At 36.3% G+C, this 17,651-nt stretch carries 20 protein-coding genes; all 20 read left to right on the top strand.

The window, feature by feature from the left end:
- Nucleotides 1-4: 4 nt before the first annotated feature.
- Complete coding sequence (locus Q1A47_RS00370; protein ID WP_026680895.1) at nt 5-604, top strand: MotE family protein; 600 nt, start codon at nt 5-7, stop codon at nt 602-604.
- Nucleotides 605-632: 28 nt separating this feature from the next.
- The gene (locus Q1A47_RS00365; RefSeq protein WP_166529882.1) at nt 633-1,916 is read left to right on the top strand and encodes a flagellar hook-length control protein FliK; all 1,284 of its coding nucleotides are present in this window, start codon (nt 633-635) and stop codon (nt 1,914-1,916) included.
- Nucleotides 1,917-1,927: 11 nt separating this feature from the next.
- Nucleotides 1,928-2,425 carry a flagellar hook assembly protein FlgD gene (gene flgD / locus Q1A47_RS00360; RefSeq protein ID WP_026680897.1) on the top strand — a complete coding sequence of 166 codons (498 nt, stop codon included), beginning with the start codon at nt 1,928-1,930 and terminating at the stop codon, nt 2,423-2,425.
- Nucleotide 2,426: 1 nt separating this feature from the next.
- A complete protein-coding gene (locus Q1A47_RS00355; protein ID WP_026680898.1) occupies nt 2,427-2,807 on the top strand; it encodes a TIGR02530 family flagellar biosynthesis protein in 381 nt (126 codons plus the stop codon).
- 84 nt (nt 2,808-2,891) lie between these two features.
- Nucleotides 2,892-3,683 carry a flagellar basal body rod protein FlgG gene (gene flgG, locus Q1A47_RS00350; protein ID WP_026680899.1) on the top strand — a complete coding sequence of 264 codons (792 nt, stop codon included), beginning with the start codon at nt 2,892-2,894 and terminating at the stop codon, nt 3,681-3,683.
- Nucleotides 3,684-3,725: 42 nt separating this feature from the next.
- Nucleotides 3,726-3,944 (top strand): flagellar FlbD family protein, encoded by a 219-nt coding sequence (locus tag Q1A47_RS00345; protein WP_026680900.1) that lies wholly within the window; start codon nt 3,726-3,728, stop codon nt 3,942-3,944.
- The gene (gene fliL, locus Q1A47_RS00340) at nt 3,937-4,356 is read left to right on the top strand and encodes a flagellar basal body-associated protein FliL (protein ID WP_026680901.1); all 420 of its coding nucleotides are present in this window, start codon (nt 3,937-3,939) and stop codon (nt 4,354-4,356) included. The genes Q1A47_RS00345 and fliL overlap by 8 nt, the downstream gene beginning before the upstream one ends.
- A 38-nt stretch (nt 4,357-4,394) precedes the next feature.
- The gene (fliM, locus tag Q1A47_RS00335) at nt 4,395-5,393 is read left to right on the top strand and encodes a flagellar motor switch protein FliM (RefSeq protein ID WP_026680902.1); all 999 of its coding nucleotides are present in this window, start codon (nt 4,395-4,397) and stop codon (nt 5,391-5,393) included.
- The gene (gene fliY, locus Q1A47_RS00330) at nt 5,383-6,510 is read left to right on the top strand and encodes a flagellar motor switch phosphatase FliY (RefSeq protein ID WP_026680903.1); all 1,128 of its coding nucleotides are present in this window, start codon (nt 5,383-5,385) and stop codon (nt 6,508-6,510) included. The genes fliM and fliY overlap by 11 nt, the downstream gene beginning before the upstream one ends.
- Nucleotides 6,511-6,539: 29 nt before the next feature.
- Complete coding sequence (locus Q1A47_RS00325; RefSeq protein ID WP_026680904.1) at nt 6,540-6,902, top strand: response regulator; 363 nt, start codon at nt 6,540-6,542, stop codon at nt 6,900-6,902.
- A gap of 17 nt (nt 6,903-6,919) precedes the next feature.
- Entirely contained in the window at nt 6,920-7,582 is a 663-nt protein-coding gene (locus Q1A47_RS00320; RefSeq protein ID WP_026680905.1) for a flagellar biosynthetic protein FliO, read from the top strand.
- Nucleotides 7,575-8,240, top strand: a complete 666-nt coding sequence (gene fliP / locus Q1A47_RS00315) for a flagellar type III secretion system pore protein FliP (protein ID WP_026680906.1) — start codon at nt 7,575-7,577, stop codon at nt 8,238-8,240. Before Q1A47_RS00320 ends, fliP begins: the two co-directional genes overlap by 8 nt.
- A 134-nt stretch (nt 8,241-8,374) precedes the next feature.
- Complete coding sequence (fliQ, locus tag Q1A47_RS00310) at nt 8,375-8,644, top strand: flagellar biosynthesis protein FliQ (RefSeq protein ID WP_026680907.1); 270 nt, start codon at nt 8,375-8,377, stop codon at nt 8,642-8,644.
- 4 nt (nt 8,645-8,648) lie between these two features.
- A complete protein-coding gene (gene fliR / locus Q1A47_RS00305) occupies nt 8,649-9,428 on the top strand; it encodes a flagellar biosynthetic protein FliR (protein WP_026680908.1) in 780 nt (259 codons plus the stop codon).
- Between the two features lies 1 nt (nt 9,429).
- Nucleotides 9,430-10,509 carry a flagellar biosynthesis protein FlhB gene (gene flhB / locus Q1A47_RS00300; protein WP_026680909.1) on the top strand — a complete coding sequence of 360 codons (1,080 nt, stop codon included), beginning with the start codon at nt 9,430-9,432 and terminating at the stop codon, nt 10,507-10,509.
- 19 nt (nt 10,510-10,528) lie between these two features.
- Nucleotides 10,529-12,562, top strand: coding sequence for a flagellar biosynthesis protein FlhA (flhA, locus tag Q1A47_RS00295; protein WP_026680910.1), 2,034 nt, complete (start codon nt 10,529-10,531; stop codon nt 12,560-12,562).
- Nucleotides 12,559-13,677 (top strand): flagellar biosynthesis protein FlhF, encoded by a 1,119-nt coding sequence (flhF, locus tag Q1A47_RS00290; protein WP_026680911.1) that lies wholly within the window; start codon nt 12,559-12,561, stop codon nt 13,675-13,677. The genes flhA and flhF overlap by 4 nt, the downstream gene beginning before the upstream one ends.
- Nucleotides 13,667-14,533, top strand: coding sequence for a MinD/ParA family protein (locus tag Q1A47_RS00285; RefSeq protein ID WP_026680912.1), 867 nt, complete (start codon nt 13,667-13,669; stop codon nt 14,531-14,533). The genes flhF and Q1A47_RS00285 overlap by 11 nt, the downstream gene beginning before the upstream one ends.
- Nucleotides 14,534-14,539: 6 nt before the next feature.
- Nucleotides 14,540-15,601: a chemotaxis response regulator protein-glutamate methylesterase gene (locus Q1A47_RS00280; protein ID WP_026680913.1), complete on the top strand. Its 1,062-nt coding sequence runs from the start codon at nt 14,540-14,542 to the stop codon at nt 15,599-15,601.
- A 15-nt stretch (nt 15,602-15,616) separates the two neighbouring features.
- Nucleotides 15,617-17,650, top strand: coding sequence for a chemotaxis protein CheA (locus Q1A47_RS00275; protein WP_026680914.1), 2,034 nt, complete (start codon nt 15,617-15,619; stop codon nt 17,648-17,650).
- Nucleotide 17,651 lies beyond the last annotated feature (1 nt).

Here is a 17,651-nt window from a genome sequence, read left to right as displayed (position 1 = left end):
GTGAATGGCAAAGAAAAACAATACAGATAAAAGAAAAATGAATCCTGTCCTATGGTTCCTCTTTGCAATTGTAATTCCTATTATCATTACAATTGCCCTAGCTACGGTCGTTTTGAGTATTGCTGGTATTGATGTTACCGGCTGGTTGAAGGATAAAGGTAATAATATACCGGTTGTTTCTTCATTCGTTGAAACAGATAAGGAAAAACAGTTGAAACGTGAAGATGAAAGCGTGAAAGCGATGATGTCTGATAAAGATGCTGAAATTGAGCAGCTAAAGGTGGATCTTACAGATAAGGAAGCTACTGTTGAACAGCTCGAACAAGAAATAATGAAGCTTGAAAATAATCAAGCTAATGAAAATGAAGAGCAGTCTGATGACGAACAGGTGAAAAAAGAGGTAACCACTGTCAAAACAATCGCCAATTCTTTTAAAGATATGGATCCTGATCAAGCAGCTAATATTTTACAAGAGCTTGAACAAGAAACGGCATTAGCAATAATGAAGGAATTGTCAAATGATACTCGTGGCAGCATTCTAGAGTCAATGAATGCAGAAACAGCTGCAAAGCTAACACAACAATTTATTAACAGTGGAAATTAATGTAATTGTATTGAAAGGAGGTGAAATAATGAACGCAATTGGGATGCTCTTTCAGCAATTACAAACTTCGAATCCAATGATGAAGCAAGATAGTCAATTAGGCCATACAAATGAGGAAGCTCAACCGTTTCAAGACCTATTACTTAGTAAGCAGCAATTACAAGAGGCAGCAAATAAGCTACTTCAAATGGGAATGCAATCCCAAGAGAACCAGCAAGATACACCAAGTATACCCTTTGAAACGATAGATATGACTTTCTTTAACATGCTATCCACATTAGATGGGAAAGAATTGACAGACAATAGGGTAGTAGGAAGCGAGCAAGAGAATGAAGGGCATGTCGAATCCAATGAAGAGACGGCGACGTGGATGCTACCTGCGCTTTTAACAGGCGACATCGAAGTACAACAGTTAGAACCTTCTTTACAACAGCAATTAGCGAGTATTTTTGCAAAGGTGGAAGCTGTTGTTTCGCAAATATCGAACAAGCAAGAGTTAATGAAGGCATCCACTAAACTCCTGCCATTATTACAGCAGTGGACAGATTCGGTGAAAGGTACAGAAAAGGTCTCTGTCGAGCAATTTTTAGCTAGTAAACCAGCAGATTCGAAAGAAAAAATAGTTTGGCAACAACTCTTACAAGCATTTGAAAAACGAAATCAAATAGCGCAAAAATTGCCTTATCATACGGATGCTAAAGTTACGAGCGCAGATGTTGCAAAATGGTTAGACCATGCACTAGAGACATTTTCATCGAAAAAAGATAGTATAGCTTATTCTCAAGTAGTAAATCAAGCAAATGTATCAACATTACCTATGGCAAAAATGGAGCAGCACATGATCTACTTAAACCCTAGCCAGCAGAACATGAATAATTCTGGACAAGAACTCATTCAGCAATTTCAGAAGATCATGAAGTCTAGTAAGTTCTTGACAATGGCGAATGGAAGTAATCAACTTCAAATTACCTTGCGTCCACAAAATTTAGGGGATATGGTTGTTCGCTTAACTCAAATGGATGGGCAGATGACAGTAAAGATCTTAGTAAGCTCACAGGTTACTAAAGATATGCTTGAGTCAAATATGCATCAACTAAGAAGTATGTTCTCACCTCAGCAAGTAGTTGTAGAGAAGCAAGAGATTCAGTTTCAACAGGGACAGCAAGTTCTTAAGGATACAGGATCTGAAGCCGATTCACAGCAATTTAGAGAACAGGATCAGCACGGAAATGACTCTCAAGAGAGTGAAAATAATCAGAATGAAGACTTTGCTACACAGTTTGAAGAACTATTATTAAATGAACAAGTATAGGAGGTGTTTATATGACAAAGATAGATCCATCATTATACTTGTCTAATCAACCTAGTAGATCGCCAAGCCCTGAATTAGGTAAGGATGAATTTTTGAAAATATTAATGACACAATTACAAAGTCAGGATCCAACAAATCCGATGGATGATCGAGAATTTATCTCGCAAATGGCGGAGTTCAGTTCATTAGAGCAAATGATGAATATGACTAATTCCATCGATACACTCGTACAAAGTCAGCTTGTCTCACCAGTAATTAAATATAGCCATATGATTGGAAAAGAAGTAACCTACCAAGCTTATGATGAAGAAACTGGTGAAAAGCTAGATATCGAAACAAGTAAAGTAATAGCTGTTAGTCAAAAGGATGGTTGGGCAATTTTAGAGTTAGAAAATGGGGAAAAGATCTATGCAGATGCAGCTATTCAAGTAAGTAATCCAGATAGTAGTGAAAATAATGGAGAGGATCCAACTGATCCAGAAAATCCGGAGGATGAAGAAAGTGAATAATATAGATCACCGGATTCATCAGTTGCCCCAGCAGGCTTTACAGATTCCTGGTGCTAAACATCCAAATAACCAAGTAAACAGGGCGAGCTTTAAGGATTTATTAACATCTGAATTGGGCTTAAAAGAGCTCAAAGTTAGTAAACATGCTACGGAGCGTTTACAGGAACGAAATATTCATATCGATAAGCACCAATGGCAAGTCATTGAAAGCAAAATGGCGGAGGCAAAGCAAAAAGGAATTACTGACTCGCTTGTTGTTTTGGATAATGCAGCATTACTTGTAAGTACGAAAAACAATACTGTTGTTACTGCGATGGATCGAAAAGAAGCCACAAGTCGAATATTTACGAATATTAATGGAACGATTTTGATTGAGAAATAAGGCTGGACCCTTTTTAGGGAGGCCATCAGCTGTTGAATGATAGAAGCAGCCAATAAATTGATAACCAAAAAGGGGAAATGAACTATGTTACGTTCAATGTATGCAGGAATATCAGGCATGAAAGGATTCCAAACAAAGCTAGATGTAATAGGTAATAATATTGCTAATGTAAATACATCTGGATTTAAAAAAGGAAGAGTAACTTTCCAAGACATGATGAGTCAGACTACTTCTGGTGCTCAAGGACCAACTGCTGGTCGCGGTGGTGTAAACCCAGCTCAGGTAGGTTTAGGTTCGCAACTCGGTTCAATTGACAACATCCATTCACAAGGGTTTAGACAAACAACTACTAGAGCATTAGATCTTGCTTTAGAGGGAGATGGAATGTTCGTTTTAGAAGGTAATGGAACGACGTATTACACGCGGGCAGGTAATTTTTACTTGGATACGAATGGTGACATTGTTAATTCAGATGGATTGTATTTACAAGATGTTAATAACGAAAAGATAAATATTCCAGACGATGCAAAAAGCTTTAGTATTGAATCAGATGGTACCGTAACTTATACAAATGAAGATGGGGACACAGAGACCGCTGGTCAAATCGGTTTAGCAAGCTTTGCTAATCCAGCAGGTTTAGAAAAAGCGGGAAGTAATCTTTTCTTAAATACGGAAAATGCCGGGTTTAATGGAATTGTTACTCCTGAAACAGATGGTACAGCGTCGATTGTAAGTGGCGCACTCGAAATGTCAAACGTTGATTTATCGGAAGAATTCACGGAAATGATTACAGCACAACGTGGTTTCCAAGCGAATACTCGAATAATAACAACATCAGATGAAATACTCCAGGAACTAGTAAATCTAAAACGATAGTAAGGGGGTAGGGAGTGTGATAAACACACTCCCGCCTAAATAATGATTTCTTTAACTCGATTAAATGGCGAACCATTTACTTTAAATGCGATCCTGATTGAACAGGTTCAAGAATTTCCAGATACAACGATCACCTTAACAAATGGTAAGAAATTAGTAGTAAAAAACTCTCATGCGGAAGTACTTCAATTAGTAATGGCCTATTATCAACAAATTGGTATACAAAGAGCACAAAGGGAGGTAAAGAAAGACGATGAGTAGTTTAATGAAAACAATGATCTCTTCATTGGCGGTATTGGCGATTGTGGGAATAGCTGCATTTGTAGTGGTATGGAATATGAACGCGGACGATCAAAAGGGATCTGCAGCATCTATTGATAAGATCGAAGAATTTTCTTATGAAACACCTGAAATAACAACAGATTTAGAGGATGGAAGTTTTGTTCGTATTCAGTTTCAAGTGATTACGAATAGGAAGGAAGCTAAAGAAGAAATTAGTAAGCGGGATTTTCAATTAAAAAACATTTTAATCAAAGAATTGGCTACAATGCAGGAAGAAGATTTCAAGAGTGGCTTAGGTGATTTAGAAGAAGTTGTTAAAACAAAGTTAAATGAAGTAATGACAACTGGAAAAATCACAGATGTATATACGATAAGCAAAATCTTACAATAAATAATTTATTTAGGACTCCACGATGGAGGTGAATATACTTGGTAGATGAAGTTCTTTCTCAAAATGAGATTGATGCCCTATTATCCGCAATTACTTCAGGTGAAATGGATGCGGAGGAATTAAAAAAAGAAGATAAAGAAAAGAAAGTTCGAGTATATGATTTTAAACGAGCATTACGATTTTCCAAGGATCAAATCCGCAGTATATCGCGAATTCATGAAAATTATGCACGACTATTAACTACCTTTTTTTCAGCACAATTAAGGACGTACATCAATATTACTGTTGCGTCAGTGGATCAGATTCCTTATGAAGAATTTATTCGTTCTGTTCCAAAAATGACTATTCTTAATACATATAGTGTCGAACCCTTAGAAGGTAGACTAGTAATGGAAGTTAACCCAAATATTGCTTATGCCATGCTTGATCGAACATTGGGCGGTATGGGAAGTGGAGTTAATAAAGTAGAAAACTTAACGGAAATCGAAACAATTCTAATGACACAGTTATTTGAAAAGGCAATTACCAATCTTCAAGAGGCGTGGGCTACCATTGTAGATATTGATCCAGTATTAGAAGATTTTGAAGTCAATCCACAATTTTTGCAGATGGTATCACCTAATGAAACGGTTGTGGTTGTTTCACTGAATACAACAATTGGTGAAGAAAGTGGCATGATTAATATTTGTATACCTCATATTGTGCTTGAACCAATTATTTCCAAGCTTTCGGTACATTACTGGATGCAAACATCTAGTAAAGAAAGAGACGTAGATGCATATGAAAAGTTAACAAAGAACTTACAACAAGCACAAATTGAAGTAAAAGCACTATTAGGAGAATCTACAATTTCAATTGAGCAATTTCTGAACTTAAATAAAGATGATGTTATCGGGTTGGATAATACAATAGAAAGCCCGCTAATATTGGCGGTAAATGATGCGCCAAAATTCTATGTACAGCCTGGTAAATATAAAAATAAAATGTCTGTTCAAATAATGGAAGAATTTAAAGGGGGGAACGAACATGGCGAATGACGGGATGCTTTCTCAAGATGAAATAGATGCATTATTAAAAGTTAGTTCTGATGAAGATGAAGAAGTAGAGAAAAACCCTACCAATGATCATCTATCAACAATTGAAGAGGATACGTTGGGGGAAATTGGCAATATTTCATTTGGAAGCTCTGCTACGACTTTATCGACATTATTAAATCAAAAGGTAGAAATAACAACACCGAAAGTTTCTGTCATGGAACAAAAGGAATTAGAGGCCTTTACATTTGAACCAGTAAGCGTTCAGGTTAACTATATAGAAGGGTTTACGGGTAGAAATGTGTTTGTGATCAAGGCCGAGGATGCTGCCATCATTTCCGATATCATGCTTGGTGGAGACGGTACAAAACCATCAGAAGAATTAAATGAAATTCACTTAAGTGCAGTACAAGAGGCAATGAATCAGATGATGGGTGCTGCAGCAACTAGTATGTCAACGGTCTTTAATAAGAAGGTAGATATATCACCACCAACGATTCATCTAGAAAATCCAGACAATCAGTCAGAAGCAGTACTTGATGAGAATCCTTTTGTTAAAGTTTCCTTCCAATTAAAGGTTGGTAATTTAATAGATTCTAATATCATGCAGCTCATGCCAATTCAATTCGCAAAAAATTTGGTTGATCAGTTATTAAATAGTGAACCAGCGGAACAAGAATCAGCTGTAGCGCTTGAGCAGGTGGAGGTGCCTATGTCTACAAATAAGCAAAGTCAATCCGTCTCATCTGAGGAGGTAAGAGAGGAACCGCAATACTTAGGTAATGCTGTTTCAGCACATAAATCAGTGCAAAAGGCTGATTTTTCCAACTTTGACCAGGTTGCATTAAATAATACCGAGCAACGGAATCTAGATATGCTTTTGGATATCCCGCTTAAGGTAACTGTAGAGCTTGGGAGGACAAAACGAACAATTAAGGATATTTTGGATTTGTCTTCTGGTTCCATTATTGAATTAGATAAGTTAGCAGGAGAGCCTGTCGATATATTAGTAAATGAAAAACTAATTGCTACTGGAGAAGTAGTTGTTATTGATGAAAACTTTGGCGTTCGTGTTACGGACATACTTAGTCAATCAGATAGAATAATGAAATTAAAATAATATCTTATTATACATAGGAGGATTTACGAATGGCACACCGTATTCTAATTGTTGATGATGCAGCTTTCATGCGAATGATGATTAAAGATATTTTAACTAAAAATGGGTTTGAGGTAGTAGGTGAAGCACAAGATGGTGCACAGGCGGTAGAAAAATATAATGAGCTTATGCCAGATCTTGTGACGATGGATATAACCATGCCTGAAAAAGATGGGATTTCAGCATTAAAGGAAATTCAAGCTAGTCATCCTGAAGCGAAAATAATTATGTGCTCTGCAATGGGGCAGCAAGCAATGGTTATTGATGCGATCCAAGCAGGAGCTAAAGATTTTATCGTTAAACCATTTCAGGCGGATCGTGTTTTAGAAGCAATTCAAAAGGCATTGAACTAAAAAGTGAGTGAATACTATTGAATAAATCGTTACGGTTTTGCATTCTACTGACTATTATTCTATTTTCATTTACTGTTTCCATAAAAGTAGATGCAGCAACCAAATCTGTTACTGATTGTTTAGAGAAAAATGCTGATTGCGAGCAACCAGCAGAGTCATCGACGGAAGATGGAGACACGGAGAAATCAACACTCTTATCGACGGAAGAAGATACAGAACCACTTTGGGTTAATTTTATAAAGCTATTTTTTGCTTTAGCACTCATATTGGGGCTGATCTATTTACTGTTAAAAGTTTTAAAGAAGAAAAATGCCTTGTTTAATCAAGTGAAGTCACTAGAAAACCTTGGCGGTATTTCTGTTGGGCAAAACAAGTCAATTCAAATTATTCGTGTTGGTAGCAAGTTCTATCTTATTGGGGTTGGAGATAATGTAGAAATGCTTCAAGAGATTGACGATGAAGCATTAATGGAAGATTTGTTGAAAAGAAATACAACCGATGCCAATAGTCCATTATCAACTCTCGTCCAACGGGTAACCACAAAAGAAACTACCAATTCAGATTCTATACATTCGAAACAGAATTTTAAAGGTCATTTTGTGAACGAGCTGGATAAACTGAAAAAAAATAGAACCCAATTGATCCAACAGTATAAACAAAAGGAAGATCAGAATGAATGAATTTATCGATATGTTTTCCAGTTCCGATCCGGCAAATATCTCAACATCAGTTAAATTAATTCTTCTATTAACTGTATTGTCACTAGCACCAAGTATATTAATTTTGATGACGAGCTTTACTAGAATAATTATTGTGTTGTCATTTGTTCGTACGTCATTGGCGACACAGCAAATGCCACCAAATCAAGTACTAATTGGACTTGCGTTATTTTTAACGTTTTTCATTATGGCTCCAGTTTTCAATGAGGTGTATGACGAAGCATTAGAACCATTATTTGCCGAAGAGATTACGTTAGATGAAGCGTATGATCAAGCGAGTATACCCATAAAGGATTTTATGGCGGAGCATACGCGTCAGAAAGATTTAGCGCTTTTTATGAATTATGCAGAATTGGAACGTCCTGAAACTGTTCAGGACATTCCACTGACAACATTAGTACCTGCATTTGCAATAAGCGAATTGAAGACAGCATTTCAAATGGGATTTATGATATTTGTTCCATTTTTAATCATTGATATGGCTGTTGCCAGTGTATTGATGTCAATGGGGATGATGATGCTTCCCCCAGTAATGATTTCTTTACCTTTTAAAATTCTATTATTTGTTCTTGTAGATGGCTGGTATTTAATTACCCACTCACTGTTGGATGGATTCTAATCTTAGGATGGACTGGTAGGTGGTATTCATGAAATGTTTCATAATTAGATTAGAATATGCTGGAAACCACTTTGGAATGTTGCAACTAAAGTCATACTGCGAGTTGTATTCAGCATTAAGGAGGCTTTGCTCCCATGAGCAGTGAGTTCGTATTAACTTTGGCAGAAAAAGGTGTTTATACCATTCTATTAGTTACAGGTCCTTTGCTATTATTAGCTTTGGCTGTTGGATTACTGGTAAGTATCTTTCAAGCTACAACACAGATACAGGAACAAACGTTGGCGTTTATTCCTAAGATTGTGGCAGTACTGGTTGGTCTTGTATTCTTTGGGCCTTGGATGCTTACAGAAATGGTAGAATTCACATCCGAATTGTTTAAAAATATAAATCAGTTTGTAGGGTAATTGTATGCTAGAAATAATTAATGTTAATAGTATCCCTGTATTTTTGTTAATTCTTGTAAGAGTAGTAGCTTTTTTTGCTACAATGCCGTTGTTCTCTTATCGAACAATTCCGAGACCGTTTAAGCTAGGATTCAGTTTCTTCTTGGCTTTTCTAATGTTTTACACAGTGAATGCACCTTCCATACCAGTAGATGAAATGTATCTGTTATTAATCGTAAAAGAAGCTTTGGTAGGACTTTTTATCGGATTAATAGCCTATATTATCTTATCTGCTGTTCAAATTGCAGGCGGATTTATCGATTTTCAGATGGGGTTCGCAATAGCCAATGTTATTGATCCGCAAACTGGTGCTCAGAGTCCATTAACAGGACAGTACTTCTATATTATTGCTTTACTCTTTTTATTATCGGTAAATGGTCATCATATTTTAATAGATGGGATTGTAAATAGCTACCAATTTATACCAATAGATGCTTTTATCCCATTTCAAAATGAAAATATAGTTACATTTGTCATTGATACATTTAATAAAATGTTCCTTATTGCATTTCAAATTGCAATTCCAATTGTAGGTTGTTTATTTCTTGTTGACGTTGCCTTAGGTATTATAGCTAGAACTGTGCCTCAGTTAAATGTTTTTGTAGTAGGATTACCATTGAAAATTTTAGTGAGCTTTGTTGCCTTGTTATTTTTTATGAGTTTATATGTTGTTTTAGTGAAGAACTTGTTTGAAATTTTATTTGCTACAATCCGCAGCCTAATGCAATTGTTCGGAGGTGCTTAACTTGCAATTGAAACTCGATTTACAATTCTTTGCTGGTGAAAAGACAGAAAAAGCTACCCCGAAGAAAAGGCAGGATGAGCGAAAAAAAGGAAAGGTAGCCAAAAGTCAGGATGTTAATACAGCTTTTCTACTTTTATTCGCTTTTATCATTCTCTTTGTGTTCGGCGATTCCATGAAGAATAGTATGATGAGATTATATGAGCATACTTTTACAGAGTTTATTCATTGGGATGTAACGGAAGAGACAGTACATAAAGTATTTTCAGGAGCAGCGATGGAAGTATCGAAAATGCTCGCACCACTTATGATAATTGCTATTGTAGCTGGCTTCGCTTCAAACTTTTTACAAATTGGCTTTTTGTTTACAACAGAGCCATTAAAGTTTGATTTAAAAAAAATCGATCCAATTCAAGGAGCGAAGCGTATATTTTCATTACGTGCATTAGTTGAACTTCTTAAGTCATTATTGAAAATTGTCTGTATTGGCGCTGTGACATTTACAGTGATATGGATATATAAGGACGATATGATGATGCTGTCCTTTAAAACAGTAGACAATGCACTTGGTTTTTTTGGGCAGGTTACGATGGTCATGGGAATAACAGCAATAATCGTATTATTATTTTTGGCCGTTTTTGATTATGCTTATCAACGTTATGACTATGAGAAAAACATGAAAATGTCAAAGCAAGACGTTAAGGATGAATATAAGAACATTGAAGGTGACCCACTTATAAAGTCGAAAATTAAAGAAAAGCAAAGACAAATGGCTACACGCAGAATGATGAGCGAGGTGCCCAATGCAGATGTAGTCATTACGAACCCGACCCACTTTGCAATTGCTATTAAATATGATGAGGCAAAAGCTGAAGCGCCATATATTTTAGCTAAAGGGATTGATGAGGTGGCGTTGAAGATTAAAGAAATAGCTCGTACAAATGAAGTAATGACGGTTGAGAATCGTCCCTTAGCACGATCTCTATATAGAGCAGTTGAAATAGGGGATGTAATTCCTGAAGAATTCTTTCAGGCTGTAGCAGAAATTTTGGCTTATGTATATAAGCTGGAGAAAAAAGTTTAAGCAATAAGGAGAGACCCCAATGAAAGCAAGAGATCTATCCGTTCTTTTAGGCGTTATTTTAATTATTATTATGTTGATTGTCCCGTTACCAGGATGGCTGTTAAGTGTATTGATATTAGGTAATATTTCATTAGCACTAATTGTAATCTTAGTTTCGATGAATACACAAGAGGCATTACAGTTTTCAGTCTTTCCTACACTTCTTTTGTTATTAACCTTATTTCGCCTAGGATTGAATGTATCTACAACAAGGTCGATCTTATCCGAAGCAGATGCTGGTGGGGTTGTTGATACATTTGGTTCCTTTGTAATTGGGGGGAATCCACTAGTAGGTTTTGTTGTATTTGTTATTTTAGTTATTATCCAATTTCTTGTAATCACTAAAGGTTCTGAGCGTGTTTCTGAGGTGGCGGCTAGATTTACTTTAGATGCGATGCCAGGTAAACAGATGAGCATAGATGCAGATTTGAACGCAGGTTTAATATCGGAACAACAAGCTAAAGAAAGACGAGAAAAAATAGAAAAGGAAGCAGATTTTCACGGTTCCATGGATGGTGCAAGTAAATTCGTAAAAGGCGATGCTATTGCGGGTATTATCATTGTACTAATCAATATTATTTTTGGTCTCGTTATTGGTATGGTACAGATGGACATGTCGTTTCAAGAAGCGATCAATACGTTTATGCGATTGACTGTAGGTGATGGATTAGTTAGTCAGATACCAGCTTTACTCATATCAACCGCAACAGGAATCGTAGTAACAAGAACAGCAGGAACAGGTAATTTAGGTACAGATGTTACTGGACAGCTACTCCAATACCCGAAGCTGCTATTTATTGCAGCAGGAACAGTGTTCTTATTAGGGTTAACACCCATCAACTTTTTTCTTACTACAATCATTGCTAGTTTACTAGCTTTAAGTGGGTATTTGTTATTAAAGCAGACAGAAGTAGTCTATGAACCAAGTGAGGAAGAGGAAGATGAAACGGAAAGTGCTGCAATGAAATCGCCTGAAAATGTTGTACATTTATTAAATATGGACCCTATCGAATTTGAGTTTGGTTATTCTCTTATACCGCTGGCTGACGCGAACCAAGGTGGCGATTTACTCGATCGAATTGTTATGATTCGAAGGCAGCTTGCAATTGAGCTAGGAATTGTTATTCCAGTAGTTCGAATTCGCGATAATATCCAGCTTAACCCGAATGAATATCGTTTAAAAGTAAAAGGAAATGAAGTAGCTTCTGGTGAATTATTGCTTGATCATTATTTAGCAATGGCTCCAGATATGGAAGATGACGAAATTGATGGTATAGATACAAAAGAGCCAGCTTTTGGCCTACCTGCAAAGTGGATCAACGAAGATTTAAAGGATGAAGCAGAGTTATCCGGTTATACGGTAGTAGATCCACCTTCTGTTGTATCCACACATCTAACGGAAATCATTAAAGAACATGCTCATGAATTATTAGGTAGACAAGAGACTAAGCAATTAATTGATCATTTAAAGGAAACCTATCCAATACTTGTTGAAGAAGTAACACCAGAGCCACTTGCAGTAGGTGATATTCAAAAAGTACTAGGTAAGCTTTTAAAAGAAAAAGTGTCAATCCGTAATCTCCCTATTATATTTGAAACACTTGCAGACTTTGCAAAATTAACAAACGATACCGATTTACTAGCTGAATATGTAAGACAAGCATTATCATCTCAATTAACTAAGCAATATACTGACGAAGATATGGCATTAAAAGTAGTTACTCTTTCTGGAAAAGTAGAGAAAGCAATTGCTGAGAGTATTCAACAGACAGAGCATGGAAGCTATCTTTCCATGGATCCTGATGTTCAGCAACGGGTGATCAACCAATTACATGAAGAGGTAGAAAAACTGACCATACAGGAAGAGACAGCGATATTGCTTTGTTCTCCAGCAGTAAGAATGTATGTCAAACAGTTACTAGATCGATATTTACCGCAAGTTGTTGTATTGTCCTATAATGAGCTAGAGCCCAACGTACAAGTACAAAGTGTCGGGGTGGTGAATATTGCATGAAGGTAAAAAAATATGTAGCTGATACGATGCCTGAAGCGATGAAACAAGTTAGGAAAGAGCTTGGTACAGAAGCCGTTATTTTAAATTCTAGGGAAGTAAAGAAAAAAAGATTTCTCGGTCTGTTGACAAAACAGCAAATTGAAGTAATAGCCGCAAGAGATCCGCAACCACATTTATCTAAGAAAAAGGTAGTAATGCCCAATAAAAAGGTAGAATCGAATGAAGCTTATCATGAAAGAGATGACCAACATGTACTGCGTGAGCTAAGACAGGTAAAAGAATTACTACATCACTCTGCAATTGGGAATTTTACGTACCCTGCTGATTTTCAATTAGCATATAATTATTTACTTGAACAAGAAGTAGATACCGAAATTGCTACAAGCATTATTGATTCTGTCTTGCATAGGCAGGAGGATGCAGAACAACATAGTAGTAGCTACAAGTCGATCATATCTGAAGTCAAACAGGAAATAGAGAATAGACTCAAACAGGTCTCCTTCGAAGGGATATCCTATGATAAGAAATTAGTTTACTTTGTTGGACCAACTGGTGTAGGAAAAACAACTACAATTGCAAAAGTTGCTGCAAACAGTAAGCTAAATGATCATAAAAAAATCGCTTTTATCACTACAGATACGTATCGTATTGCAGCTGTTGAGCAGTTAAAAACATATGCAAAAATATTGAATGTGCCAGTAGAAGTAGCCTATACGGAGGACGATTTCCAAAAAGCAATCGAGAAATTTAACACATTTGATTTAATATTTGTTGATACCGCAGGTCGTAATTTTAGAGATGAAAAATACGTAAAACAAATGAAACAAGATACAAAAAGTAATCTGGAATCAGATACGTATTTAGTTCTATCATTAACGGCTAAACCAAGAGATATCAGCGAAATATATGATCAATTTGAAGAAATTTCTATTAAAGAAGTGATTTTGACTAAGATAGATGAAACGAGTCAATTCGGTAGTATTCTAAATATTGCCCTTGGAAAACAGATCGGAATTGGTTATATAACAAATGGTCAAGATGTGCCTGAAGACTTAATCTACCCATCACCTAAACAGTTAGCTTCGTTTGTAATGAGGTCATCGGATGAGGCATGATCAGGCAGATGGACTTCGAAAAAAGTTAAAAGCAATGCAGGACTTTACACAGGCGAAGACAATAGCTGTAATTAGTGGAAAGGGTGGGGTAGGAAAATCAAATATTACGATAAATTTTTCATTGGAATTAGTAAGACAACGTAATAGAGTGCTAGTTATTGATATGGACATAGGTATGGGAAATATTGATATTTTATTAGGATTACATGTTGAAAGAACGATTATCGATATGTTTGAAGAGCACCTATCTATTCAGGAAATTATTCAACATGGTCCAGGGGATTTGGATTATATCGCAGCTGGCTCTGGATTAAGTGATATTTTTTCCATCGATCAGCATAAAAGGAATTTCTTCTTTCAGCAATATAAGAAACTAGTTAATTACTACGATTTTATCATTTTTGATATGGGAGCAGGAATTACACAAGATAGTTTATCAATTATCTTAGCATCTGATGAATGCTTTGTGATCACCACACCTGAGCCTACCTCTATCACAGATGCTTATAGCATGATAAAGCATATTGTTTCTTATGACGATACGCTACCAATGCAAGTGATTATGAATCGAAGTCATTCAGAAAAAGAAGGGTGGGAAGCACTAAGGCGATTCAATCAGGTAATTTTTCAATTTTTACAAGTGGAAACGAAGTTATTAGGTACATTACCTGAGGATAGAACAGTGACCACGGCTGTCATTAGGCAAACCCCTTACGTATTATTGAAAAAAAATTCTGCTGTTGCCAGAGCAATGAAGCAGTTAGTAAAGAATTATTGTAGTGTTCAGCCTGTAAATCAATCAGATACTACGCCATCATTTTTAGGTAAACTAAAACAGCTTTTAACGGAAAGGTAAATGGCCATGAGTAAAATTCGTGTCATTATTATTGACGATTCAGCTTTTATGCGTAAAGTGATTTCAGACATTTTAACAAGTGATAATCGTATGGAAGTAATTGCAACAGCTAGAAATGGTGAAGATGGAATCAATAAAGTTAAAAAATTACAACCAGATGTTGTTACCTTAGATATTCATATGCCCATTATGGATGGGATAACAGCTTTACGTGAATTAATGAACAGCAATCCTATACCAGTAGTTATGCTTTCAAGTGCCGCCTCTGAGGATACAACAATCAAGACAGTACAGGCAATTTCAAGTGGTGCAGTAGACTTTATTACGAAGCCATCTGGTCCCATCTCAATTGATATTGAAACGATGAAGCAGGAAATTATATCGAAGGTTATTACGGCGTCAAAGGTTAGATTACCTTTACAGCAGCAGGAGGAGAGGGCGAAGGAAAAACCCCCATCTTTACCAACTGGTCATGCTCGTGCTTTAACTAAATTCGCACAGAGTATTGTCGCAATCGGGACATCAACAGGTGGACCGAGAGCGCTTCAACAGATTATTACTCGATTACCTAAAAACATAAAAGCACCAGTTTTTATCGTACAACATATGCCAGCAGGTTTTACGAAATCTCTTGCTGAACGATTAAATCAAAAATCCCAGGTTACTGTAAAAGAAGCGATACATGGAGAAATAGTGAAAAACGGAACTGTTTATATTGCTCCAGGAGATTTACATATGAAACTAAAGTCTATCGGCACATCTGTAGCAATAGAACTAACGAAGGAAAAAGCAGTTAATGGACATAGACCATCGGTGGATGTGTTATTTACTTCACTTGCCAATGTAAAGCATGTTAATAAGCTGGCAGTCGTGCTTACTGGGATGGGGAGCGATGGTAGTAATGGTATCAAAGCTCTAAAGGCAGGGGATAAGGATACCGTTGTTATCGCTGAATCAGAAGAATCAGCTGTTGTTTATGGCATGCCCAAAGCAGCGGTGCGAACAAATCTCGTTACTAAAGAAGTGGTGTTAAGTGACATAAGCGACTTTATAACAAAATTATTATAGGTGGAGGGCTTTAATGTGGATACAACAGAGTATTTAGGAGTTTTTATTGATGAAAGTAATGAGCATTTAGAAGTTTTGTATAATCAGCTTTTAGCCTTAGAGAAAAACCCTAATGAAAAGAAAATCATTGAAGAGATTTTTCGAGCTGCTCATACATTAAAGGGAATGTCAGCAACAATGGGTTTTAGTGATTTAGCAAATTTAACCCATAAACTAGAAAATGTATTTGATGCAATCAAGTATGAGAAGGTTACTGTTAACGTCGAAATGATGGATATTTTATTCGCAGCAGTGGACCATTTAAATGAAATGGTAGAAGACATTTCGAGTGGTGGCGATGGCACGAGAGATGTTTCTCAAGCTGTTGAACAATTGCAGGCTATCGAAAGCGGGAATTCTGTTTCGGCTGTACAGATGAAAGAAGCAGATAGCACAACCCAGCAACAAGAAGCGACTCAGCTACAACATGTTCAGGGTTTAGATGAGTTTGAACTTACGATACTAAGTGAATCATCAGACCGTGGATATTCCAATTATGAGATTAACGTGACTTTAAGAGAAGACTGTCTCTTAAAAGGTGCAAGAGTATTTATGGTCTTTGAGGTTTTAGAGAAATTGGGAGAAATCGTTAAATCTGAGCCATCTGTAAATGAATTAGAAGAAGAACAATTTGATACTAGTTTTACAGTAATATTCATATCAGAACATTCTAAAGAAAAAATTTCAACAAATATAGAAAAAGTTTCAGAAATTGAACAAGTAGAAGTTCATACTTTCTCAGCAAGCACGTATAAAGCTGATCAACAAAGCAATGATAAAGCAAGGGATGAACAGCAGACACAAGAAACGAAGTCCAATAAGGACAAAAAGCAGCAAAATTCTGCTAAAACTTCAGCAAACAAGACGATACGAGTTAATATTGACCGACTTGATGTCCTGATGAATTTATTCGAGGAGCTTGTCGTCGATCGAGGCAGATTAGAACAAATTTCTCTAGACTTAAACCATGGAGATTTACAGGAGACCGTAGAGCATATGTCTCGCGTGTCTAGTGATTTACAATCCATCATTTTAACGATGCGGATGGTGCCAATAGAGCAAGTGTTTAATAGGTTCCCTCGTATGATTCGCCAACTAGCAAGGGATCTAAATAAAAATGTGGAAATTGAGATTATTGGGGCAGAAACGGAACTAGATCGAACCGTAATAGATGAAATAGGTGATCCGCTCGTTCACTTAATACGGAATGCAATTGATCATGGTATTGAATCTCCAGACGAACGGTTAAAAAAAGGAAAGTCTGAACACGGAACGATTAAACTCGAAGCTTATCACAGTGGCAATCACGTTTTCATCGAAATTGAAGATGATGGTGCTGGTATAAATAAAGAAAAAGTATTAAAGAAAGCTATCGCAAATGGTGTTGTTAATGATAGTCAATCCGAATTATTGTCAGATCAGCAGATATTCGAATTGATTATGGCAAGTGGTTTTTCTACTGCAGATACGGTTTCAGATATATCCGGAAGAGGTGTAGGTCTAGACGTTGTTAAAAATACAATTGAATCATTAGGTGGAAGGATTTCGATTGATGCTAAGAAAGATCAAGGGTCTATCTTTTCTATACAATTACCTTTAACGTTATCCATTATTTCCGTATTGCTTATCGAATTACAAAATGAAAAATACGCTATTCCATTGTCTTCCATTATTGAAACGGCAATTATTCATCGGGATGATATCATGCATGCACATAATACAAAAGTAATTGATTTTAGAGGGAAAGTGGTTCCATTAGCATTTCTCAATGATATTTTTACTGTTCCAGCAGATGATAATGTAATAGATAATGAATATATATCGGTTGTCATTGTTAAAAAAGGGAATAAAATGACAGGACTCGTTGTTGATGCCTTTATAGGACAACAGGAGGTAGTTTTAAAATCCTTAGGCAGTTATTTATCAAATACATTTGCTATTTCTGGAGCAACGATACTAGGTGATGGGGAAGTAGCTTTAATCGTAGATAGTAATGCATTAGTTATATAAA

It is taken from the genome of uncultured Virgibacillus sp. (assembly GCF_947495635.1).
Classification (GTDB): domain Bacteria; phylum Bacillota; class Bacilli; order Bacillales; family Amphibacillaceae; genus Virgibacillus; species Virgibacillus salarius.
The sequence above is the reverse complement of the archived record's forward strand: the minus strand, read 5'-3'. Positions and strand labels throughout refer to the sequence as shown.

Coding starts and splice junctions, on each gene's coding strand:
- Q1A47_RS00370 (WP_026680895.1), top strand. CDS start 5: ATGGCAAAGAAAAACAATACAGATAAAAGAAAAATGAATCCTGTCCTA.
- Q1A47_RS00365 (WP_166529882.1), top strand. CDS start 633: ATGAACGCAATTGGGATGCTCTTTCAGCAATTACAAACTTCGAATCCA.
- flgD (WP_026680897.1), top strand. CDS start 1,928: ATGACAAAGATAGATCCATCATTATACTTGTCTAATCAACCTAGTAGA.
- flgG (WP_026680899.1), top strand. CDS start 2,892: ATGTTACGTTCAATGTATGCAGGAATATCAGGCATGAAAGGATTCCAA.
- Q1A47_RS00345 (WP_026680900.1), top strand. CDS start 3,726: ATGATTTCTTTAACTCGATTAAATGGCGAACCATTTACTTTAAATGCG.
- fliL (WP_026680901.1), top strand. CDS start 3,937: ATGAGTAGTTTAATGAAAACAATGATCTCTTCATTGGCGGTATTGGCG.
- fliY (WP_026680903.1), top strand. CDS start 5,383: ATGGCGAATGACGGGATGCTTTCTCAAGATGAAATAGATGCATTATTA.
- Q1A47_RS00325 (WP_026680904.1), top strand. CDS start 6,540: ATGGCACACCGTATTCTAATTGTTGATGATGCAGCTTTCATGCGAATG.
- fliP (WP_026680906.1), top strand. CDS start 7,575: ATGAATGAATTTATCGATATGTTTTCCAGTTCCGATCCGGCAAATATC.
- fliQ (WP_026680907.1), top strand. CDS start 8,375: ATGAGCAGTGAGTTCGTATTAACTTTGGCAGAAAAAGGTGTTTATACC.
- fliR (WP_026680908.1), top strand. CDS start 8,649: ATGCTAGAAATAATTAATGTTAATAGTATCCCTGTATTTTTGTTAATT.
- flhA (WP_026680910.1), top strand. CDS start 10,529: ATGAAAGCAAGAGATCTATCCGTTCTTTTAGGCGTTATTTTAATTATT.
- flhF (WP_026680911.1), top strand. CDS start 12,559: ATGAAGGTAAAAAAATATGTAGCTGATACGATGCCTGAAGCGATGAAA.
- Q1A47_RS00285 (WP_026680912.1), top strand. CDS start 13,667: ATGAGGCATGATCAGGCAGATGGACTTCGAAAAAAGTTAAAAGCAATG.
- Q1A47_RS00280 (WP_026680913.1), top strand. CDS start 14,540: ATGAGTAAAATTCGTGTCATTATTATTGACGATTCAGCTTTTATGCGT.